Raw genomic sequence first — 21437 nt, 5'->3', positions numbered from 1 at the left:
GGACTGGGCGGAACAGGGAGACTACGCGGTGATGTAGTCCTTCATCGCATTGATGATGACGGTCACGGACATGGCGCCGGCATCGGGGAAACCAATCGCGGCTTCGCCAAGGGTCTTGGCGCGGCCAAATTTCGCGACGAGGGCTTTGCTGGCTTCCAAGCCACCTTCCGCGGCTGCGGCTACCGCAGTGATGGCTTCGGGGAGAGCATCGCCAGCGACTTCAGCAGCCTTTACGGCGGCAGGTTCCATCGCATCCACCACGGTCTTGTCACCGACAGCGGCGCCGCCACGGGACTTCACGCCGTCCACTCCGGCCTGTAGGAAGGCGGCGAGGGCTGCGGCATCGAAGGTTTCCTTGCCTGCGAGGGCCTTGCCACCATTGCGGAAGAAGGTGCCAAAGATGGCCCCGCTCGCGCCACCCATGCTGCTCATCATGGCCATGCCCACGGTGGAGAAAGCTTTTTCAACGCTATCGGGCTCAGCGGCATTCAGCTTTTCCTTGGCAGCGGTCATGCCGCGCTGCATGCCGAGACCGTGGTCACCGTCACCGAGATTGCGGTCGGCTTCGGAAAGCTGGGGCTCGGCGGCGATGATGCGCTCGCAGGCCAGCAGCAGCATGGCTTTCACGTCTTCTTTGGAGAGGGAAGTCTTGGGCATAAAACGGGGCGGATTACATGGAGACAGGCGGGCCTTTGTCAAACGGCAAGGTGAATAGCGCAGGGTCTCCGGATTTACCCTTGGCAAATTTCCAGACCCGTCGTTTCGTGCGGACCATGCAGCAGGTCGCGGAGAATCTCTGGGTGGCGCGCTATCCCATGAAGCTTTTGGGAGCGAATCTTGGTCGCACGGTTACCATCATCCGCATCGGGGGGCAGGTGGTGATCCATTCCACGGCCCCCTTCAGCGCGGCGGATGCGGCAGCGATCCGAGAACTGGGCACGCCCGCCTGGATGGTGGAAGGCGCGACCATTCACGACACCTATACCGTGCAGGGACGCGCCGTCTTCCCTGAAGCGGACATGTATTTGCCACCGGGATTCCCTGACACTGGAGGCGGAGTGGCACCGAAGCCGCTGACACAACCGCCTGCGGAGTGGCACGGGCTACTGGAGGTACTGCCCATCGCTGGCATGCCAGGGTTGAACGAGTATGTCTTCCTGCACGTTCCAAGCCGCACCCTCATTGTGGCGGACCTGGTGTTCAACGTGCCCACCACCGCCGGCGCCTGGGTGCGCCTGCTGCTGAAGCTTGCCTCCGGCCTTCAGGGTGGGCCGGGTGTGAGCCGCATCTTCCTCAAAGAAGTGAAGGACGAGGCGGCCTTCAAGCAGTCGCTCACGAAAATGATGCAGTGGGACTTCGAACGCGTGATCGTGGGCCATGGCGACATCATCGAGCGCGGGGGCAAGGAAACGCTGGCCCGGCTCTTCCGGGAGAAGGGGCTGCTGCCTTCCGGGTAGCGCGGCAAAGGCGTATCCACACGAACACGGCATGGGACGCGATTCCACGAGAGGCCCCGCAGTTTCCTCGATTCACCTTCAAGCCGGATACCTGCCATCATGAGCCAAGAGACGCCAGCCAAACCGCTCGGAGACTTCGTCCACGACATCCTGCACGAAGCAGAGACAATGGCTCGGCGCGAACCCGCGAAAGCAGTCGCGGTGGCTTTTGGCATCGGACTTCTCTTCCATGTGCTGCCAAAGCGCTTCATCGTCTCTGCGGCCACCAGCACGGCGCTCACCCTTTTGAAACCCGCTCTGCTCACCTTCGGCATCATGAAGGCGGCGGAACTGGTGCTCGCATCCTCCCAATCCAAGCCCCAAACCGGTCATGAGTGATTCCCTTGAACCAGTTCCGCCCGTTCCGCACATTCCCTCTCCTCACGATGTGCCGCCCCCCTCGACGCTGAAGCAGGTGGAGAACATGATTCGCGAGCATCCTGTGGCCACCATCCTCACAATCGTGGGCGTGGGTTGCGCCGTGGGTATCGTGCTCAAGGAACTGCTCACCCCCCCACCTCCGCCGAAGAGCAAGGCACTGCGGCTGCTGGAGGACATCCAGGCACGGCTGGCGCATCTCACGGAGCGACCTGCCTACAGGAAGGCTAGCCACCTCGCAGAAGATGGTGTGGATGCGGTGAAGCGCGGATTGCATTCGCTGGAGAAAAGATGGGCTGGCCGATGAGAGGAGGTTGGACTTTCCAGTCCGACAGTGGGCGTTAGGCTTTCCAGCCTGACGTGGCGAAAGGACCGTGGCGGATCGCGATACCCTTCCGTCAGACCGGAGGTCTAACGTCCGCTGTCAGGCGAGGACGCCTAACCTCCTTAAAGAAAAAGCTGGCAGATTTGAAGTCTGCCAGCTTTTGTTTTTCGAACTCATGTCGTCGTCGAAGCTACTCACGTGCAACCGCGCAGCAGGAAGATGACAAAGAGCACAGATGCAGGCACGCCCATCAGCCAGAGGATGATGTAGCCAATCTTGCCTTTCGGTTCGAAACGACCAGGGGGTGGTTCAGGGGTTTTCATGGTTTGGTCGGGTGAGGGTTTGGCGAAATGGGACTCTCCATCGCGTATCCGGCCGGAGCGCCGGGTCACGCAGCGAACTCCGAATCCCGCTTAGAGTTCATCGATAATCCGGTCGATTTCCTCGCGAGTCTTCCCGAGGCGTTGCTGGAGACGGCCATACAGCTCGTCTTCCTTGCCTTCCTGGTAGAGGAGGTCGTCGTCTGTCAGTTCGGCGAATTTTTGCTTCAGCTTGCCCTTGGTTTCATTCCAGCTTCCCTTCGCCTTGAGCTTGGAAGGTGAAGCAGTCAGAGTCTCGTTCACTTTCTCCTGACGTTCGGCAGCAGCTTCACGAGCCTCTTCTCGGGCCTCCCGGACTTCTTCACGAGCCTCTTCACGGGCTTCGCGAGCCTGCTCACGGGGACTTTCTTTGCAAGCGGCAAGGCCGAGCATCAATGCCGGGGCAATCAACAGCAGTCGTGTTTTCATGTTGTGGAGTTGGTTTTGTGAGAACGCCTGTGGCGCTCTCATCTCCACTAAGGGCATGATTTGGGCCAGACACCCAAAACCAAGCGCAACACGCTGACATCAAACGCCTTATGAAAACACCGGCCATTTCCATGCACCATGCACACCGTTGCATGGTGCATGGGTTTTTCACATAACAGTGCAATGTTCCCGGTGACTGTGGCGCTTCCGCGTAAGTCCCTCAGCTCACAACAAAAACGGGGCCTGTAAGGGGCCCCGCTTTGGGTAAATGGCCCACCGTTGCAGCGGCAGGCGTTGAACTCTTGTCCCAATGCTTAAAGCTTGGTATATCCCACGCTCTCGCAGGGAAGGTCCCAGAGGGCCTTCAGCTCGGCATCGAGCTTGGTGATGCTGAAGGACACGCCGGCCATTTCCTGGCAGGTCACGATGTTGTCCACGATGGTCTGGTGCACCTTGAGCCCGCGCTTCTCGAGGATGGGCTTCGCCGCGCGCAGAAGGATGAGCAACTCCATCATGTGGGTGCTGCCAAGGCTGTTCACGAAGAACACGATCTCGTCACCTGCGTTCAGCGGAAGGTCGTCGGCAAAGATGAGGTCGAGGATCTTGGGAGCGAGTTCATCTGCCGTGCACATGGGGATGAGGCCCACGCCCTTCTCACCGTGGATGCCCATGCCGAGGCCGATGACGTCATCTGCGAGTTCGAAGGTCGGCTGGCCGGTGGCGGGAATGCTGCCTGGCTTGGTGGAGACGCCGACGGTGCGGGTGTTGTCCACGGCCTTCTGGGCGATGCGGGCAAGCTCATCGAGTGAAGCGGCTTTGGTAGCAGCAGCGCCAGCGAGCTTCACCACCGGCACGAGACCAGCAACACCACGGCGGTTGTGCTTGGCATCCGGGGGCGCGGAAGCCACGTCATCATTGATGATCACGGTCTTCACCTCGATGCCTTCCTCGACCGCGAGTTCCGCGCCGATGTCGAAGTTCATCACGTCCCCGGCGTAGTTGCCGTAGAGATAGAGCACGCCCTTGCCACGGTTCACCGCCTGGGTCGCTTCGAGCACGATGTCAGGGGAAGGAGCCGCAAAGATGTCGCCAATCGCGGCGCCGTCCGCCATGCCCTTGCCCACGAGACCGTGGTAAATCGGCTCATGACCAGCGCCACCGCCGATGAGCAGCGCGGGCGCATCCGGGCGCAGATCGTTCATGACGATGGAACGCGTACCGACTTTGCGGGCCTTGCCATCATAGGCGAGCACCAGGCCTTCGAAGAGTTCGTCGGCACACTTGAGGGGGTCGTTGATGATCTTCTTGGCGGAATTGGAGCTCATGACGGTGTGTAAGGAAGGGTGGTGCTTCTGGTTGCTGCTGCGGTGGCGAAATGCGCCCGCCGTTTTAACGGGGGCGACGGGAGTTGTCAAAATGAAGTGCGCCAGTGTGATCCGCACACTCCATTGTGCGGTCAGGGACGTTGCTTCACGCCTGATACCGCTGCCTGCTGGCGCATTTGCAAAACGGGGTGGGCTTGGAGCTTCAAGGAACGCGCAGGCGTGACCGCACAACGGAGTGTGCGGACCACCAATATGGCGAACCACTTCTCTAGATCGATCTCACACTCACGGAATTCCCGTGCGCGTCCAGCCCTTCGATCTCGCTGAAGATGCGGACCACGGACTCGGATTTCGCGCAGGCTTCCTTGGAAAGGCGGACCATGCTGGTGCGGCGCTGGAACATGTCCACCGTGAGACCAGGGAAGGACTTCCCTGCCCCGCCGGTCGGCAAGGTGTGGCTGGGACCAGCGAGGAAGTCGCCGACAGCCACGGGTGAGTAGTTGCCCAGGAAGATGGCGCCTGCGGTGCGGATGAGTGGCAGGATGTCCTGCTCGCGCTCGGTGATGAGGCTCAAGTGCTCGGGAGCGTAGTTGTTCACGATTTCCGCGCCCTCTTCGAGCGTGGGCACCAGCATGAGGAAGCATTCCTTGTCCAGCACACTGCGCACCATGTCCTGACGGGAGAGCTTGGCCCCCTGTGTTTCGACTTCCTTCAGCACGGCTTCGAGCAGGGCGGCGTCATCCGTGAGGAATCCGGCACCGCTGTCCTTGCCGTGCTCGGCCTGGGCGAGCAGGTCTGCGGCGATGAAGGCCGGATTCGCGCTCTTGTCCGCGAGAACGAGCACTTCACTCGGTCCGGGAAGCAGGTCGACGGAGACAACGCCGAAGGCCTGGCGCTTCGCTTCCACCACGTAGCTGTTGCCGGGGCCGAAGATCTTCGTCACAGGCTTGATGGTCTCCGTGCCGAAGGCCATGGCGGCAATCGCCTGTGAGCCACCGACGCGATAGATTTCCGTCGCCCCCGCCAGCCGCAGTGCGGCGAGCAGATTGGGATTCACCTGGCCTTCCTTGCCGCAGGGTGAGCACACGACGATTTCCGGAACTCCTGCCGCAGCGGCAATGGCCACGGTCATGATGGCCGTGCTCACCAATGGTGCGGTGCCGCCGGGGACGTACACGCCCACACGCTCGAAGGGGTGGAACACCTCGCCTACTTCAGCGCCCTGTTCATTGGTCATGGACCAAGCTTTGCGCATCGACTGCTGGGCAAAGGTCTGCACGTTGCGCTTCGAAGCCTCCATGGCCTCGCGCACGCGGGGTTCGAGCGCATCGATGGCAAGCTCCGCGTCGGCGATGGGAATGGCCAGGGTGTCAGGAGTGAGATCCGCGCCGTCGAATTTCTTCGTCAGTTCCAGCAGCGCGGCGTCGCCACGCTCGCGGATGTCCTTGATGACGGATGACACCACCTCCCGTACGCGGTCAGACGCTTCGGCACGGCGGTCAAGGCGTCGTGATTCGTTGGCGTATTCGGCGTCGGTGTAGCGGATGATTCTCATGGAGGGTGACCTTCGAGGGGTAAGAACGAAGGGGTCGGCACGCTACATGGGATGCCAGAGTTTTCAAATGGTGTAGCGCAGTCGACTTGACTATTGCCAAACGGCCGGTCCTGTCTCTACCTCATTGCATGTCAACGAACGAGAGCTGGGAAGGCTGGTTTGAACGCATTTGGGAACACCGGGAGGATGTCCTCTATCCCAGGCTCTTCGGCGACGTGAACCAAGGCATCTACCCCATTCCCTTCTCTCGCCTAGAAAAGGCTAACCTGAAGGATCCGCGATGGTCCACCTGCGGGGTATTCAAATTTGCCCCGACCAAGCAACGTGAAAGCTGGCTCTATGTTAGCTCAGGCCTTTCCAACGCGTGGTTTGATGATCTCCCCAATCCCGATGGCATCTCTGGTTTCGGATGTGAGTTCACCTTTGAGACAGATGTCGACGCCGATTGGCCCATCCAGCGTTTGCACCAACTCATGGTGCATGAACTTGGCCTTCAGCTCGGACGCCTTGGGGAGAAACCGCCGATGGAATACTTCGACAGGATTCCTCTGGGGAGCGCCATTGATTGGGAGAAGAGCGAACTTACGCACGTCGTTCTCTCGTCCCCAACTGGGTACGACGCGGAGTTCCAGCAAGAAAGTGGGAGTGCCCTTTTTCTTGCTGTCACAGGCATCTCCGCACTGGAACGAGACTATGCCAAGAAGCATGGCAGTCAGGCACTCATTGAGCTGCTGCGAGCAGTCAATGCACATCCGGTGACCCATGCAGGGAGGTCAACCATTGACCTCCCCTCAAGCTGAAGGTCGACTCTACTCCCCCGGCAGCGGCTCGGTCGGCCAGGTTTCCACCCAGGGCAGACCGTACTTATTGAGGTCTTCCATGAAGGGATCCGGGTTGAGCTGCTCCACGTTCCAGACGCCGGGCTGACGGTACTCGGAGGGATTGGTGAGAAGCTGGCGGGCAGCAATCATGGCGGGCACACCGGTGGTGTAGCTCACGCCCTGGCTGTTCGTCTCGGCATAGCAGTCCTCGTGGTCCTTGATGTTGTACACGTAGTAGCGCTTGAACTTGCCGTCCTTGCCGGTGCCTTCGATCCAGTTGCCGATGCAGGTCTTGCCCTTGGTATCGGGGCCGAGGGTGCCGGGCTCGGGAAGCAGGGTCTTGAGGAACTCGATCGGGATGATTTCCACACCCTTGTGCACCACGGGGTCGATGCGGGTCATGCCCACGTTCACCAGCACCTCCATGTGCTTGATGTAGTTGTCGCCAAAGGTCATCCAAAAGCGGGCGCGACGGATATCGAAGTGCTTCACCAGCGACTCCAGTTCCTCATGGTACAGGCAGTAGATGTTCTTCGGGCCGATGCCATCCGGGAAGTCGAAGCTGCGCTTGATCTCAAGAGGCTTCGTTTCGACCCACTTGCCATCCTGCCAGTAGCGTCCGTTTGCAGTGACTTCGCGGAGGTTGATTTCGGGATTGAAGTTCGTGGCGAAGGCCTTGCCGTGGTCGCCGGCGTTGCAGTCGATGATGTCCAGCGTGTCGATCTTGCTGAAGTGGTGCTTCATCGCGTACGCGGTGTACACGTTCGTCACACCGGGGTCGAAGCCGCAACCGAGCAGCGCGGTGAGACCAGCGGCCTTGAACTTCTCCTGATACGCCCACTGCCAGTGGTACTCGAACTTGGCGACATCGCGCGGCTCGTAGTTCGCGGTGTCGATGTAGTGCACGCCTGCTTCGAGGCACGCGTCCATGATGGTGAGGTCCTGGTACGGGAGCGCGACGTTGATCACCACTTCCGGTTTGAACTCCTTCAGCAGCTTTACGAGTTCGGGAACATTGTCCGCGTCCACCGCAGCGGTCTGGATGGGGCGCTTCAGTTCAGCGGCGATGGCGTCGCACTTGGACTTGGTGCGGCTGGCCAGCATGATCTCGCCAAACACTTCCGGAAGCTGTGCGCACTTGTGGACGACGACGCGGCCTACGCCGCCGGCTCCGATGATGAGGACTCTGTGGGACATGGAGGAGAAAGTGAAAAGTTAAATGGGAAAAGTCAAAAGGGAGGATTCATGGGGAGCGGTCCCCGCCACCCATCATGCAGAGGATGATGGGTTTGGGAGACAAAGCCTTGGTGACAGAATCGTCAGATCAGCTCTCGAAGTACGTATAGCCGCGCAGGCCCTCTTCGTAGGCTTCCATGATTTCGAAGCGCTCGCGGGCGGAGATGTGCTTCTTCACCACGGCTTCCTCCGCGAGCACGCGGAAGCGGCGGATGAGTTCCTTGGGTTCGTATTCCACGTACGTGAGCACTTCGGAGACGGTGTCGCCTTCCAGCTCGCGCGTGTACTTGAGACGACCGCCTTCGATGCGGACGCTGACCACGTTCGTATCACCCAGCAGGTTGTGCAGGTCACCGAGGGTTTCCTGATAGGCTCCCACCAGGAAGATGCCGAGCATGTAGTCTTCACCCTCGATCTTGATATCGTGCAGCGGGAGGGTGCTGTGGATGTCCTGGGAGTGGATGAAGCGATCCATCTTGCCATCCGAGTCACAGGTGATGTCGCTCAGCACCACGGGGCGGGTCGGCTTCTCACCGAGACGGTGAATGGGCATCACCGGGAAGAGCTGGTCGATGGCCCAGGAGTCCGGCAGGCTCTGGAAGACGGAGAAGTTCCCGTAGTAGTAGTCCGTCTTCACGGCCTCCAGGCGATCCATCTGGTCGGAGGTATGACCGGCCTCCTGCATCTTGCTGGAGACCCAGGTCAGGATCTCCCAGTAGAGTTCCTCGCCCATGGAGCGCTGGCGCAGGGTGATCTTACCCGAGTTGAACTCGGAGCGGATCTTCTCGCGGTAGTACACCGCGTCATTGTAGATTTCCTGGATGTACTCCCGGGAGGGATTGGCGCCGTTTCCGAGAGCCTTCGCACGGAGATCAAAAATGTTCTTCAGCAGCGCCGGTGGCTTCTTTGGCAGACGCTTGATGCCAGAGGCCTCGTAGCGGTTGATGTCCAGCACGTTGATCACCAGCACGGAGTAGTAGGCCACGACGGCTCGGCCCGATTCCGTGATGATGTCCGGGTGCTCCACACCGGCCTCGTCCGTGACTTCACTGATGGCTTCGATGACGTCCGCGCAGTATTCCTTCGTGCCGTAGTCACTGCTGCCTTCAGAGCCGCTCTTCAGGCCATCGTAGCTGATGGCGAGACCACCGCCAAGGTCCAGGATGCCCATCTTGGCGCCTTCCTGCACAAGGCCTACATAGACGCGCGCGCCTTCCACGGCGGCATTACGAATGGCGCGAATGCTGGGAATCTGCGAGCCCTGGTGGTAGTGGAGCATGCGCAGGCAGTGGAGCATGCCGCAGTCACGCAGCTTATCCACGGCTGCCATGACCTGGGAAATGTTCAGGCCGAAGACGCTCTTCTCCCCACCGCTTTCGCTCCAGTGACCGGCACTCTCGGTGGTAAGGCGGATGCGCACGCCGAGGGCGGGCTCGATGCCGAGCTTCTTGCTGCGCTCCAGGATGAGGTCCAGCTCGCTGGGCATTTCCAGCACCATGAGCACCTGGATGCCCATCTTCCGGGCGTACAGGGCGAGGTCGATGAACTCTTCGTCCTTGTACCCGTTGCAGACGATGTAGGCCTCCGGATCCTGCATGTAGGCCAGGGCGGCGATGAGTTCCGGTTTGCTGCCGGCCTCGAGGCCGTAGTGATACTTGCGGCCGTACTTGGTCACCTCCTCAATGACCTCCTGCTGCTGGTTGACCTTGATGGGATAGACGCCGCGGTACTTCCCGCGGTAGGCCGCCTCACGAATGGCGGTGGCAAAGCCTTCGTTCAGTTCCTCGATGCGCCAGCGCAGGAGATCGCCGAAGCGAATGAGCACCGGCAGCTGCATGCCGCGCTCCTTCATGCCACGCACGATGTCCGGAATGCTGACCGCCTTCGTCTTATTGCCATCGCGAAGGTGTACGACGACCTCTCCTTTGGCGGAGATGTCAAAGTATTGGTTCCCCCATTCGCGAATGCCGTACGTTTCGGCGGATTCCGCGATGGACCAGTCAGGGGCTTTTTTTCTCATGCTCAGGGGAAGGGCGCGTAGGGATGATCAAATCACTGAGCGCCGATAGTGAGCACGTTTTACGGGAATGAAAAGTGAAGTTTCATGAAGAAAGGGCCCGCGCTTGCAGCGACGGCACCGTGGGGCCTGCCCTGTTCCGGTGAGATCTCCTAATCGGGCGCCTTTTCGCGCTTCCCGATTCCCATGAAGAAAAGGATAATCGCCGAGCAGAGCATCGAGCCGCTGAGGTACCAGAGGCCTACATCGTAGGAGCCAGTCATCTCACGCGCCTTCCCCATGACAAAAGATCCCATGAAACCACCGAGGTTTCCGACGGAATTGATCAGGCCAATGCTGCTGGCCGCGGCCGCCTCCACAAGGAAAAGGCTCGGCAGGGACCAGAAGGCGGGCATGTACCCCTTGAACCCAGCGAAGGCCACCATCATGAGACCTACGGTGATCCACACGTTGCCCTTGAGAAATGGCAGGGAGCAGACGGCACAAGCGCCAATGACCAGCGGAACCACGGCGTGGAAGCGGCGCTCATTGAAATGGTCCGAGCTCCATCCGCACGCGAGCTGGGCCACGAGAGCCACCATGGGCGGGAGAATGATGAAAAGCATGAGTGGCTTGATATCCATGCTGTACCACTCCTTGATGATGGACGGCATGAAGAACTCCATGCCGTAGCTGCAACTCACCACGCAGAAATAGGCCAGGGTGAGAAGCAACACCTTGGGATGACGGAAAGCCTCCATGATGCCCATGCGCTTTTTGCCACCTCGCATTTCCATTCGCTCGCGCTCCAACTCGCTCTCCAAGGCCTGGCGCTCCTGCGGTGTGAGCCACGCCGCCTGGTGCGGCTTGTCCGTCAGGAAGAAGAGGACAATGAAACCCAAAATGATGGCTGGAAGTGCCCAGATGATGAAAACCCACTGCCAGCCCGCGAGCCCCATGAAATCCGGTATGGTGACGAGGGCTCCATCCACCTCCCGAGACGTACCAACAGGCAAGATCAGACGCGCGACGAGGGGATTGATCACCTGCGCCGCCGGGGTCGCTACCAGAAAGAGGGACAGCGCGCGAGCACGGTCACGACGAGGAAACCAATGGGTGAGATACACAATCACACCCGGGAAAAAACCAGCCTCTGCCAAGCCAAGCAAAAACCGCACCCAGTAAAACTGGGTCGGAGAGGTGACAAAAGCTGTGAGACCGGCCATGAGCCCCCAAGAGACCATGATGCGGCAGATCCACTTCCGTGCACTCCAACGCTCCACCATGAGACTCCCAGGTATCTCCAGCAGAAAATAACCCACAAAGAAGAGTGCCGCTCCCAGTCCATACACGGCTTCATCGAACCATGGATGGTCATACCTCATGTTCAGCTTCGCCACCGCCACGTTGTTACGGTCGATGTAGGCGATGAGATAGCTGACAAAGAGGATGGGAAGCAACCGCCTGAAGGCCTTCTTGCGAGCGCTGTCGAGCGGGGACAATTCAGGTTTGATCGTCGGGTCGGGAGTAGAGGCTGAGGATGCCATGCGGGGTAAAGGGAAGCGCAAACAACGACTCTTGAGAAGCACTCCTTGCGGAAGCTGCAAGGAAAGTAGTCCGCCGAGCCTCGGCGGTCATGGGACGCGACTCCCGAATTGCGCTTCCCAAGATGAACTCGCCCGTTCCGAGTTGGAGTCCTGCTGCCAAGAGCTTTTCACCCTCCTGACCGCCGAAGCTCGGCGGACTACTTTCTTACCTCCGTCACTTCCCAATGCAGAATGTGCTGAAGATGGCACCCAGCACTTCCTCCACGTCCACGCGGCCGGTGACTTCGCCAATGGCCTGCATGGCTTCGCGCACGTGAAGCGCGACAAACTCGGTGCCAGTGCTGGCACGGAAGGTCTCGGCGGCTTCTCTCAGGGCGGCAGAGGCTCGCTCAAAGCAGGACTTGTGACGGGCGTTGATGGCGACAAGCTGCGCATTTCCGGATGCCGCGCTGCTCCACACCGCATCGCGCATGGCATTGCGAAGTGCTTCCACGCCCAGGGCGCTGGAACACGAAAGCGCCACGGAAGACACCTCACTCCACGAATCATGCGTGCCGAGGTCTGCCTTGTTCAAGATGAGCACATGCGCCTTCTCACGGCCAGCGGGCACAGGAACGCGATGCGCCTCAGCCTGCGGCTTGCTTCCATCGACCACTTCGAGAATCACATCCGCCTGGGAGAGTTCCTTGCGCGTACGCTCCATGCCGTGCTGCTCAATGAAATCGCTCGTATGCTGGCGAAGGCCCGCGGTATCCACCAGACGGAAAGGCAGGCCATGGATGTGCAGCATTTCTTCAATGGTGTCCCGCGTGGTGCCTGCCTGCGGACTCACGATGGCACGCTCAAACCCGGTGAGGAGATTGAGCAACGAAGACTTGCCCACATTGGGTTCACCGCAGATCACGGTACGCGCGCCACTGCGCAGGATGCGCCCGTGCTCGGCGGTCTCCAATAGGGAACGCAGCGTGGTTTGCAACGCCTCCATGCGTTTCAGCATGGCATCTCCCGTGTCCGGATCGATGTCCTCCTCCGGAAAATCAATGTAGGCTTCCAGGTGCGCGAGCAGATGAATGAGATCCTCACGCATCTGCTCGGCGGTGTGACCGAGTCTTCCTTCGAGTTGTTGCGAAGCCGCCTGAAGTGCAAGCTCGCTCTGGGCGTGGATGAGATCCATCACCGCCTCTGCCTGGGTGAGGTCCAGCTTGCCATTCAAGAAGGCACGCTGGGTGAACTCTCCCGGCTCGGCGGCGCGAGCGCCACTTGCGAGCAACAGCTCATAGATCCGCCGCGTGACGAGGATTCCGCCGTGGCAGGAGATTTCCACCATGTCCTCGCCCGTATAGCTCGCAGGACCACGGAAGACGGTGAGCAGCACCGAGTCCACTGTGGCATCACTCACATCCACGATGCGGCCCAGATGCTGCACGCGCGACGGCAACTCTGCCACGGGAGCTTTCCCGCGGAAGATGCTGTCCCCCACCCTCACGGCCTCCGTGCCAGAGACGCGCAGCACGCTGATCGCCGCCTCGCCAAAGGCGGTGCTGATGGCGGCGATGGTGTCTGTCATGAACAGGCGGCCGTTACTTGCCGAGGATGCCGCGCAGCGTGGCGATGCAACGCTTGTTCTGCTCCATGGTGCCCACCGAGATGCGCACCCAGTCGGGCAGCTTGTACTCCGCCATGGCACGGACGATGACGCCCTTGTCCAGCATCTTCTGGAAAACGGCATCACCATCCCCCACCTGCACGAGCACGAAGTTCGCGTGACTCTTCACGAATGGCAGGCCCATCGCAGCGAACTCCTGCTCGAAGTAGGTTCGGCCCTCGTCCGTGATCTGCTTGGTGCGATTCTGGTGCTCATCATCCAGCAGGCCTGCGACCGCGCCCGCTTGCGCGATGGCGTTTGCATTGAAGGGCTGCCGGGTTTTGTGCAGCACCGCGATGAGTTCCTCAGGGCCGACGCCGTAGCCAATGCGCAAACCGGCGAGGCCTTGAATCTTCGAGAAGGTGCGAAGCAGGATGACGTTCCGCCCTTCGCGGACGAACTTCATCGTGTCCTGAGGCTCGTTCACGAACTCGTAGTATGCTTCATCAATCACCACCACCACGTGATCCGGCACCTTGTCCATGAAGCGCTCCAGCGCCTCCATGGTCACCATGGTACCGGTGGGGTTGTTGGGATTTGCGATGAAGAGTTCCTTCGTCTGGGGCGTGATGGCCGCCAGCATGGCATCCAGGTCGTGGACGAAGCCGGGGTCCGGCACTTCGATGGTCTGCGCGCCGAAGAGGGTCGCCATTAGCTTGTACACCACGAAGGCGTGCTCGGCGGTAATGATGTTGTCACCAGGCTTGAGGAAAGCGTGGCCGATGAACTCGATGATTTCGTTGGAGCCATTGCCCAGCACGATCTGGCCGATGCCCACTCCGAACTTCTTCGCGAGGGCGTCGCGCAGCTTGAATCCAAAGCCGTCCGGATAGATGTGCGCCTGGGTCATGGCCTGGACCATGGCTTCCATGGCCTTCGGCGAGGGGCCGAGGGGGTTCTCATTGGAGGCCATCTTGATGATGTCCTCCGGCTTCAGGCCGCGCTCACGGGCCAGCTCCTCGATGGGCTTCCCGGGCTTGTAGGAGACGAGGTCTTTGAGTTGAGGGTTGGCGTGGTTCCAGACGTTCATGTGAACGTCTTCCATCCGCGAGGATGGGCGAATTTGCAAGGGCGCGCCGCCTGCTCAACGCGATAGGCGGGAGGCGCGGAAAGGGATTAGCCGCAAAAAAACGCAAAAGTCTCAAAAATGGAAGAAGCGGACTATGTGATCACACGGCATGGGCGGCCACGCGGTATTGGATGCTGCAAGCTCATTCCTCTTGTGCTTTTTGCGTTTTTTTGCGGCTAACCTTTCAGGCAGTTTCATCGCGCTTGATGTCCAGAAATGCCTTCCCTGCGTTATCACCCCGCTGCTAGAGTTTTCTTCCACGTCCGTTTGTTGATTCACCATTCCCTCATGAAACTTCGCACCCTCTTCACCACTGCCCTCCTGTGCGCCACGGCTGCGGTCGTCGCGCCGGCTCAAGTCACCCTCGAAGGAAAGGACGGTCCCGGCAAAGGGAAGAAGGTCGTCCTGCTCGCAGGCGATGAAGAATACCGCTCGGAGGAAGTGATGCCCATGCTGGCGAAGATACTCGCGGAGAAGCATGGCTTCACCTGCACGGTGGTGTGGAGCATCGACCCGGCCACGGGTGAAATCGAGCCGAAGAACTCGAGCAACCTTCCCGGCATGGAGGCGCTGGACCAGGCGGATCTGTGCATCATGCTCTGGCGCTTCCGCGCCCCGACGGATGAGCTGATGAAGCATTTCGCGGACTATTACCTCGCGGGCAAGCCCATCATCGCCCTGCGCACCAGCACGCATGCCTTCAACTATCCAAAGGACTCCAAGTCTCCGTACGCGAAATACGGCTGGACCAGTCCCGAGTGGAAAGGTGGCTTTGGCAAGAATGTGCTGGGCGAAACCTGGGTCACCCACTGGGGCAAGCACAAGTCCGAGGCGACCAAAGGAGTGATTGAAGAAGCAGCAAAGAGCGACCCCATCCTGCGCGGTGTGACGAATCTCTTCGGTGACAGCGATGTGTATGAAGCCTATCCCCCGGCCGATGCCAAGATTCTCGTACGTGGCCAGGTGCTCTCGGGCATGACAGCAGACACCGCACCCGCTGCCTACTCAAAAAAGCGCGCCACGGACAAAGCGGAACAAGATGTGAACTCACCCATGATGCCGGTGATCTGGACCCGTGAGTACAAGAACGAAGCTGGCAAGACAAACAAGATCCTCACCAGCACCCTGGGCGCCGCCACCGATCTCAAGAACGAAGACCTGCGCCGCGTGGTGGTCAATGCCGCCTACGCCTTCACCGGGCTCGAAGTACCCGAGAAGGCGAATGTGGAAATCATCGGCGACTACGCTGCCACGATGTATGGCTTCGGCACGAATGTGAAAGGCAAGAAGCCAGCGGACTATGTGAAGTAGGCCGCCACGTCATCAAAGTCATTTTCAAAAAAAAGAGGCGGCACCCGGAGGTGCCGCCTTTTGCATTTCCAGCTCGGTACGATTCGATCGTTATAGCCGCATCACCGTTAGAAGATGCGGAAGTAGAAGCCACCGCGCGGGTAGGAATACCGGTACGGGTCGTAGTAGTACGGGCGACCGTAATAGTAAGGCCTGTAGTACGGGCGGTAGTAGTTGTGGTGATGGTGGTGGTGGCCACGGTATCGGTAGCCGGAATGACGGTGGCTGTGGTGGCGGTGGCGATGCTTGCGCTTCACCAACTGGGCATCAGAAGAGTCGCCGTTAAAGAGCAGCGTCTGTCCCTGAGCCGGGGCACCGTTGAATTCCGCCGTACGCGTTTGCAGCGTGTCTGCTGTCGCCGGCAGGGCGAATGCAGAGAGCATCGTGCACAAGGCGATTACTGGCAGTTTCATGGTTCAAGGGGGTTTGGTTTCCGCAAGCTGCGATGTGCTCCGTCACCATGACGGCAGACTGTGGCTTGCTTATCAATTCGACGATCAGATCTCGCACCCCATTCGACCCGTGCGTGACTTCATCCACATTTCCGGGCTGAATAATCCCATGACCTTATTGATGAGAAAAATTGCATCATGCATGGATGCAATCTTCTCGCTTAATCGTGCATCAGGGCCACCCCTACATTGCGAATTGCACCTACTTTCCCAAAGCAGAAATCCATTTCACACCCACTTCAGCACGAGGCAGAGGCCCTGCGACAGCGGTTGGATGTGACGCCTGTCCATCTGTCATGACGATTCCATCATTGGGCGGCAGGCCTGTCTCTCCTCCACCAACCCGGTTGCCAGTCCATTTCACTGCCGCTGCGGTCTCCACCAATTCGATGGCCTTGTCTCCCCGGGTCTGAATGGTGTTCTGTGCAAAGGTGCACTCCGGCGGCATGAGCGCCTGCACATCTTCATCCGCATAACCAATGATGATGCTGTGCTTGCAATCGAGAATGGAATTGCCTGTGATCTTCGCCGCCTTCACCTGGAGGTAGCCATTGGCAGGCGAGTCCTTGATGCCGTTCATGACGCAGATTGCCGTACGGGCGCCATCGCCCTCCAGTCCCTGAAGATGATTCCCCACGACAGCGTGGTGCTCGCCAATCACCCGGATGCCGCCGGTGAATTTGCGGTGCCTGCCATCAAACCAATTGTTCATGACCAGACAGCGATTCCCGTGACGAAGCGTAAGCGTCCCCTGGCACTCGATGAAGGTGTTGCCGGAGTATTCGTTACCGCACGATTTGTTGGAGATGCATTCCACTTCGCCGTCGCATTTCTCAAAGAGATTGCCTTTCACCACACAGGCGGCGTCCTGCATGGACGTATCACTGTCTCCCAGGCGGATGATCTCCCCTCCGTTCTTTCCCAGCTTCGGGCGGGGACCGAAGTAGTTGCCCATGATCTCATGCTTCGGAGGTTCCCCCTCCTTCTCCGGCAGCCAGGCGACCAGCAGTGTTCCCTTGCTCGTCTTTCCCTCAAAGTGGCAGCGCTCCACCTTGTGACCCACTCCGTAGAGCGAGACCCACTTCCGTTCCTTGCTATCCTTGGTCTCCGAGTCCTGGGTGATGGCACAGTCACGGAGCGTGCAGTCGTTTGCCAGCTTCTTCGAGTCTTCGCGGAACATCACCACATCCCACTTCAGAGGGAAACAATTGTGAAACCAGAGTCCCTCCACGACGAGATGGTTGCCTGAGAGCCTCAGACTGCTATCACCGGTAAACTTCACCGTGCCAGGCGTTGCCGCTCGGAGCGTGATGGGTTGGGCTTTGCTGGCCGCTCCCCTGAGTACAAGCGCGACATCCTTCCACTCGCCTGCCTCAAGCAGGATGGCATCTCCCGGCTTGGCAGCGCTCACCGCAGCGTCGAAGGCAGCGACATCGTTTGCTGCAATGCGAGACTCAGCGGCGGTGACGTTTCCACCCACTTGGAGTGACAGGCCGATAACCGCGAGCGACAGAAGGTGCCGCGCTCTCACTTCAGCACCTCCGTGAGCACGCGACCGTCCGCACCCTTGATTTCGACGCCGAGTAGCTTCGCCATGGTGGGAGCCACATCGATGTTGGCCATCTTGTCAATAATCACCCCTTTCTTGATGCCCGCGCCGCTGATTACGAAGCTTGCATCCATCAGTGGGTTTGCCGGGGAGTAGCCATGCGCCCCCTTGGGCGCATCTGCGGCAACCACCAACTCATCGCCACCGACGTCGCCACCGATGACGTATCCATCCTTGGGGGAGAGAATCAGGTCTGGCATGCGCGGGTCCTTGGCTGCTGTCTCCAGACCATACTTGGCGAAGTCCTTCTCTTCAATCACCTCCTCGATGCCTTCGAGCGCTGCGAGCTTCGGAGTCAGGTCTTTCAACAGGGCATCACGATTCGCCTGGTCCAGGATGTAGATGTACGCCACCCCTTGGGCGTGGCACCACACGCGACGCTCGGTGACTTTGTTTCCCAAGGCGGCCTTGATGAGTCCTTCCTTTTTGAGCAGCACATTCGGCTGAATGCGCTTCTTGTAGGTGATGAAGCCATGGTCCGCTGTCACGACGAAGGTCGTCTTGTCCTTGAGACCGGCGTCCTCCACCGCCTCCACCACCTGGCGAATGCGGTTGTCTGAGTCATTGATGGCCCAGTAGGCTTCGGGAGTCTTGCTGCCGTAGCCATGCTGCAGACCATCCACGCTCATGTAGTGCAGGCACATGAGTTTGGGTTTGTGCTTGCGAATGATGTGGCAGGCGAGATTGGCGTACAGCCAGTCGCGCATGGGTTTGCCAGCGGTCCCGGCCTTGCACCACTCATTCTGTTTCTCGAAGGGGATGCCCGCTTCACGACACTCTGCCAACAGTGAAGGCGTGCTGTATTGCTCGAAGGTCGCCTGGTCGAAAACATCAGGAATGGTCCAGTCCCAGGACTTGGCGCCACGGGAGGCAGGCCAGCAGATGCCAGCCGTACTCATCCCGGCATCATGGACCACGTCATAGATGGTGGGTGTCTTGACGATCTCATCCTTGTTGAAAACGGGGTCTGGGATGTAAGCCACCACCTTCTGCTCTTTGCGATCGAAGAAGTCATTGCCTATCACGCCGTGCTTCCCTGCATGCACACCCGTGACAAGAGTGGTGTGGTTCGGCCAGGTGACGGTGGGCAGGGAGGTGGTCATGTGCTTCGCGCGAGCCCCCTCTGCGGCCAGGCGCCGGATGGTCGGCATCTCCGCCTTCGGGTCTTCGAAGTAGTAGTGGGCCAGGCCGTCCACACTGATGAGAATGACGTGCCTGTCCGAGTCGGCACCAGATGAAGAATGGGAAAACCCGAGAACGACGGCACCAATGGCAAGGAGGAGGGAGAGGCGGCGATGCATGCTTCCTCCGAATACGGGGCTGACAGCACCGCACTTACAGCCTCCCCCTCCCACAAAAGGAGAACTTCACGTGATGAGGCCATGTAAAACACGCGAAACGATTCAACGTGGGACCGGATGTCCGGTCAGAGCATGCGATAACCTTATCTACTCCCATGATGGAATTCCTCTGGACACTAATCATCGGCCTCGTCGTCGGGGTCATTGCCAAGTTCCTCACTCCCGGACGCGATCCTGGAGGCTGTATCATCACGATGCTGCTCGGCATCGCGGGCGCGTTTGTCGCGGGCTTCCTCGGACGGCAACTCGGGTGGTATGCGCCCAATGAACCGGCGGGCTTCATCGCCTCCGTCGTGGGTGCGATTCTCATCCTTCTGGTCTTTCGCCTGTTCGCCGGGAAGAAGAGCTCGAGCTAGGCCGCTTCGGCGGTGCCAGTCATCGCACTACCCAGGTGTGGCAGCTTGTGCTTTGGTGGGATAAGAGTTGTCCCACCATGCCCCTGTCTTCGCCAGATTGTCCGCAGGCTCACCGCCGCTGCGCCTCCCTCCACAGGGCGTTGCTCGCGGGTGTCGTGGCTGTGGCAGTACTCTTTGCGCAGCAGGCGGCCGCCCAGACACTCACCACGGCACGCGACATTGCCGCGCATGTGACGCCAAAGGACGGTGACCCAGCAGCGGTTTCTCTGGATGCGGTCGTGACCTTCCTGGACCCGGGGAACACCATCTTCCTCCAGGATGATACCGGTGTGACCTTCATTCGGGCAGCCAAGTCCAATCCGCGACCGGCCATTGGCACGCGCCTTCGGGTAAGCGGAGTCACTCACAACGGCCTGATCATTGGAGGCATCAAGCCTGAAACCATCGAGTTTCTTGGACGGTATGAGCCGCCTCCAGCACCGAAAGAGATCACGCAGGATGACCTGGCCTCCGGAAGGTACCACTACCACTACGTGACCCTCTCCGGAGTCGGACGCTCACTCCATCGGGTGGGAGAAAACGCCTTCACCCTGCGGCTGCTCACCGGCGCGAAGGTGGTGGAGGTACGGTTCGATGAAGTCCCCACGGAACTCCCGCCCTGGGTGGACGCGGAGCTGCGCATCCGGGGTCTCGCCGCAGGTGACATCAATGACCGGCGGGAGCTGGTAGCGCCATACATCCGCGTGCGCAGCATCGACGATGTGGAACTCATCAAATCTGCACCGCCTGAGGCCTTCGAGTCACCACCGATACCGCTGCCCGAGTTGCAACGCGCGATCTCACGGGCCCACCGTGTGAAGGTACAAGGCGTGGCGCTCAGTGCGCCCTTGGCGGGAGGACTTTTCCTAAGGCAAGGCGACGAGAGCGTCTTTGTGCAGACGGATGACACGGGTATCAAGGCTGGTGACGTGGTGGAGGCGCTGGGATTCCCCGAGATGGGCGTCTTCAGCGCTCATCTTACCGAGGCCGAGTGTCGCGTGGTGGGCACTGAAGCGGTGCCTGCACCGACGCCGGAGAATCCTGGTGGCCTGCAGGATGGGCGTGATGCGGAATTGATCACTCTGGAGGTGCAGGTCGCACAGCGCACCGACCGTGACCACACTACGGAGCTGGTGACGCAAACAGGGCCGGTGAGCATCAACGTCACCTCCCCCACCCTTCTGCCACGTGAGGTGCAAAGCGGAGCGCTGCTGCGCCTGACAGGCCTTGCACGAGTGACTGCAACGCGCAGTGACGGCTATCGCGCCAAGCCCACCGCATACCGCCTGTGGCTGCGTGATGCGCGAGATGTGGTGATACTGCAGAGCACCCCGTGGTGGAACTCCGAGCGGATCGGGCTCGCCTTCGGCGGAGCCATGACGCTGGCACTGCTCGCCTTGATCTGGATCGCCCTGCTGCGCCGCCAGGTGTCGCGACAGCTCACAGTGATCGAAGCCAAGGCCCAGCGCGAAGCCATCATGGAAGAACGCCAGCGCATCGCCCGGGAGTTTCATGACACACTGGAGCAGGAGCTCGCAGGGCTGTCCCTGCGGCTGGATGCCGCCCTGCCACGGGTGGCGGATGCGAAGGCTCATGACCTGCTCGACCAGCAGCGCCGTTTGCTCGGGCGATTGCAAACGGACACACGGGACTTCGTGTGGGATCTGCGTGATGCCTCACGACAAGACGCACCGCTGGATGCCTCACTCCGCTCACTGGTGGAACACCTGCAGGTGAATACCACCGTCCCGCTCAAGTTCGAGAGCGACGTCACGGATCTGAAAGTACCGCCTCTCGTACAACACCACCTGCTGCGCATCACTCGTGAAGCGGTGAATAATGCGCTGAAGTATGCGCAGGCTCGAAGTGTCCGTGTCCAGCTCTCCAGAGATGAAGCTGTAGAGACGCTTGCGCTCACCATTTCCGATGACGGCAAGGGATTCGACCTGACTGCAGCCCAGGCAATGGATGGTCACTTTGGCATTCGCGGCATGCAGGAGCGGGCCCGGAAGATTAGCGCGGAGCTGGAGGTGAGCAGCAGACCCGGAGAAGGAGCAAGTGTGCGGGTAAATGTGAATGGAGTGTGAAT

General features: G+C 59.9%; 20 protein-coding genes. 7 read left to right on the top strand and 13 right to left on the bottom strand.

Annotation, left to right across the window (positions count from 1 at the left end):
* Positions 1 to 21: 21 nt before the first annotated feature.
* Positions 22 to 657, bottom strand: a complete 636-nt coding sequence (gene dhaL, locus DES53_RS07890) for a dihydroxyacetone kinase subunit DhaL (RefSeq protein WP_113957682.1) — start codon at positions 655 to 657, stop codon at positions 22 to 24.
* Positions 658 to 737: 80 nt separating this feature from the next.
* On the opposite strand from dhaL, the gene DES53_RS07885 reads away from it, so the two are divergent.
* From DES53_RS07885 to DES53_RS07875, 3 genes are all read left to right on the top strand, one after another.
* The gene (locus DES53_RS07885) at positions 738 to 1457 is read left to right on the top strand and encodes a DUF4336 domain-containing protein (protein ID WP_147263274.1); all 720 of its coding nucleotides are present in this window, start codon (positions 738 to 740) and stop codon (positions 1455 to 1457) included.
* Between the two features lie 99 nt (positions 1458 to 1556).
* Complete coding sequence (locus DES53_RS07880; RefSeq protein WP_113957680.1) at positions 1557 to 1835, top strand: hypothetical protein; 279 nt, start codon at positions 1557 to 1559, stop codon at positions 1833 to 1835.
* A complete protein-coding gene (locus DES53_RS07875; RefSeq protein ID WP_113957679.1) occupies positions 1828 to 2181 on the top strand; it encodes a hypothetical protein in 354 nt (117 codons plus the stop codon). Before DES53_RS07880 ends, DES53_RS07875 begins: the two co-directional genes overlap by 8 nt.
* Positions 2182 to 2393: 212 nt before the next feature.
* Here DES53_RS07875 and DES53_RS33835 read toward each other — a convergent pair whose 3' ends face one another.
* From DES53_RS33835 to hisD, 4 genes are all read right to left on the bottom strand, one after another.
* Positions 2394 to 2522: a hypothetical protein gene (locus tag DES53_RS33835; RefSeq protein ID WP_281270138.1), complete on the bottom strand. Its 129-nt coding sequence runs from the start codon at positions 2520 to 2522 to the stop codon at positions 2394 to 2396.
* A gap of 90 nt (positions 2523 to 2612) precedes the next feature.
* Entirely contained in the window at positions 2613 to 2810 is a 198-nt protein-coding gene (locus DES53_RS33925) for a CsbD family protein (RefSeq protein ID WP_170156996.1), read from the bottom strand.
* 491 nt (positions 2811 to 3301) lie between these two features.
* Positions 3302 to 4312: a dihydroxyacetone kinase subunit DhaK gene (locus DES53_RS07865; protein ID WP_113957677.1), complete on the bottom strand. Its 1011-nt coding sequence runs from the start codon at positions 4310 to 4312 to the stop codon at positions 3302 to 3304.
* Between the two features lie 268 nt (positions 4313 to 4580).
* Positions 4581 to 5867 carry a histidinol dehydrogenase gene (gene hisD, locus DES53_RS07860; RefSeq protein ID WP_113957676.1) on the bottom strand — a complete coding sequence of 429 codons (1287 nt, stop codon included), beginning with the start codon at positions 5865 to 5867 and terminating at the stop codon, positions 4581 to 4583.
* A 128-nt stretch (positions 5868 to 5995) separates the two neighbouring features.
* Between hisD and DES53_RS07855 the strand changes: the two genes are divergently transcribed.
* Positions 5996 to 6667 (top strand): suppressor of fused domain protein, encoded by a 672-nt coding sequence (locus DES53_RS07855; RefSeq protein WP_113957675.1) that lies wholly within the window; start codon positions 5996 to 5998, stop codon positions 6665 to 6667.
* Between the two features lie 9 nt (positions 6668 to 6676).
* On the opposite strand, the gene DES53_RS07850 is transcribed toward DES53_RS07855, so the two are convergent.
* The 5 genes from DES53_RS07850 to hisC all read right to left on the bottom strand — a co-directional run bounded on the left by DES53_RS07850 (position 6677) and on the right by hisC (position 14142).
* Entirely contained in the window at positions 6677 to 7885 is a 1209-nt protein-coding gene (locus tag DES53_RS07850) for a saccharopine dehydrogenase family protein (RefSeq protein WP_113957674.1), read from the bottom strand.
* A gap of 127 nt (positions 7886 to 8012) precedes the next feature.
* A complete protein-coding gene (gene speA / locus DES53_RS07845) occupies positions 8013 to 9944 on the bottom strand; it encodes a biosynthetic arginine decarboxylase (protein WP_113957673.1) in 1932 nt (643 codons plus the stop codon).
* Positions 9945 to 10093: 149 nt separating this feature from the next.
* Positions 10094 to 11467, bottom strand: coding sequence for an MFS transporter (locus DES53_RS07840; RefSeq protein ID WP_113957672.1), 1374 nt, complete (start codon positions 11465 to 11467; stop codon positions 10094 to 10096).
* Between the two features lie 214 nt (positions 11468 to 11681).
* Positions 11682 to 13034: a tRNA uridine-5-carboxymethylaminomethyl(34) synthesis GTPase MnmE gene (gene mnmE / locus DES53_RS07835; protein WP_113957671.1), complete on the bottom strand. Its 1353-nt coding sequence runs from the start codon at positions 13032 to 13034 to the stop codon at positions 11682 to 11684.
* A 13-nt stretch (positions 13035 to 13047) separates the two neighbouring features.
* On the bottom strand, positions 13048 to 14142 hold the full coding sequence (hisC, locus tag DES53_RS07830) for a histidinol-phosphate transaminase (protein WP_113958134.1): 1095 nt from the start codon (positions 14140 to 14142) through the stop codon (positions 13048 to 13050).
* A 327-nt stretch (positions 14143 to 14469) separates the two neighbouring features.
* On the opposite strand from hisC, the gene DES53_RS07825 reads away from it, so the two are divergent.
* Entirely contained in the window at positions 14470 to 15492 is a 1023-nt protein-coding gene (locus tag DES53_RS07825; protein ID WP_113957670.1) for a ThuA domain-containing protein, read from the top strand.
* Between the two features lie 107 nt (positions 15493 to 15599).
* Here DES53_RS07825 and DES53_RS07820 read toward each other — a convergent pair whose 3' ends face one another.
* From DES53_RS07820 to DES53_RS07810, 3 genes are all read right to left on the bottom strand, one after another.
* Positions 15600 to 15944, bottom strand: coding sequence for a hypothetical protein (locus DES53_RS07820; protein ID WP_147263273.1), 345 nt, complete (start codon positions 15942 to 15944; stop codon positions 15600 to 15602).
* A gap of 241 nt (positions 15945 to 16185) precedes the next feature.
* On the bottom strand, positions 16186 to 17514 hold the full coding sequence (locus DES53_RS07815; protein ID WP_113957668.1) for a polysaccharide lyase 6 family protein: 1329 nt from the start codon (positions 17512 to 17514) through the stop codon (positions 16186 to 16188).
* Positions 17511 to 18893 (bottom strand): alkaline phosphatase family protein, encoded by a 1383-nt coding sequence (locus DES53_RS07810; protein ID WP_113957667.1) that lies wholly within the window; start codon positions 18891 to 18893, stop codon positions 17511 to 17513. The genes DES53_RS07815 and DES53_RS07810 overlap by 4 nt, the downstream gene beginning before the upstream one ends.
* 158 nt (positions 18894 to 19051) lie before the next feature.
* Between DES53_RS07810 and DES53_RS07805 the strand changes: the two genes are divergently transcribed.
* Both DES53_RS07805 and DES53_RS07800 read left to right on the top strand, forming a co-directional pair.
* Positions 19052 to 19309 (top strand): GlsB/YeaQ/YmgE family stress response membrane protein, encoded by a 258-nt coding sequence (locus tag DES53_RS07805; protein WP_113958133.1) that lies wholly within the window; start codon positions 19052 to 19054, stop codon positions 19307 to 19309.
* Positions 19310 to 19386: 77 nt separating this feature from the next.
* On the top strand, positions 19387 to 21435 hold the full coding sequence (locus DES53_RS07800; RefSeq protein WP_113957666.1) for a sensor histidine kinase: 2049 nt from the start codon (positions 19387 to 19389) through the stop codon (positions 21433 to 21435).
* Positions 21436 to 21437 lie beyond the last annotated feature (2 nt).

Origin of the sequence: Roseimicrobium gellanilyticum (assembly GCF_003315205.1) — a bacterium.
Taxonomy (GTDB): Bacteria; Verrucomicrobiota; Verrucomicrobiia; order Verrucomicrobiales; family Verrucomicrobiaceae; genus Roseimicrobium; species Roseimicrobium gellanilyticum.
This window is presented reverse-complemented; position numbering and strand designations above follow the sequence as displayed.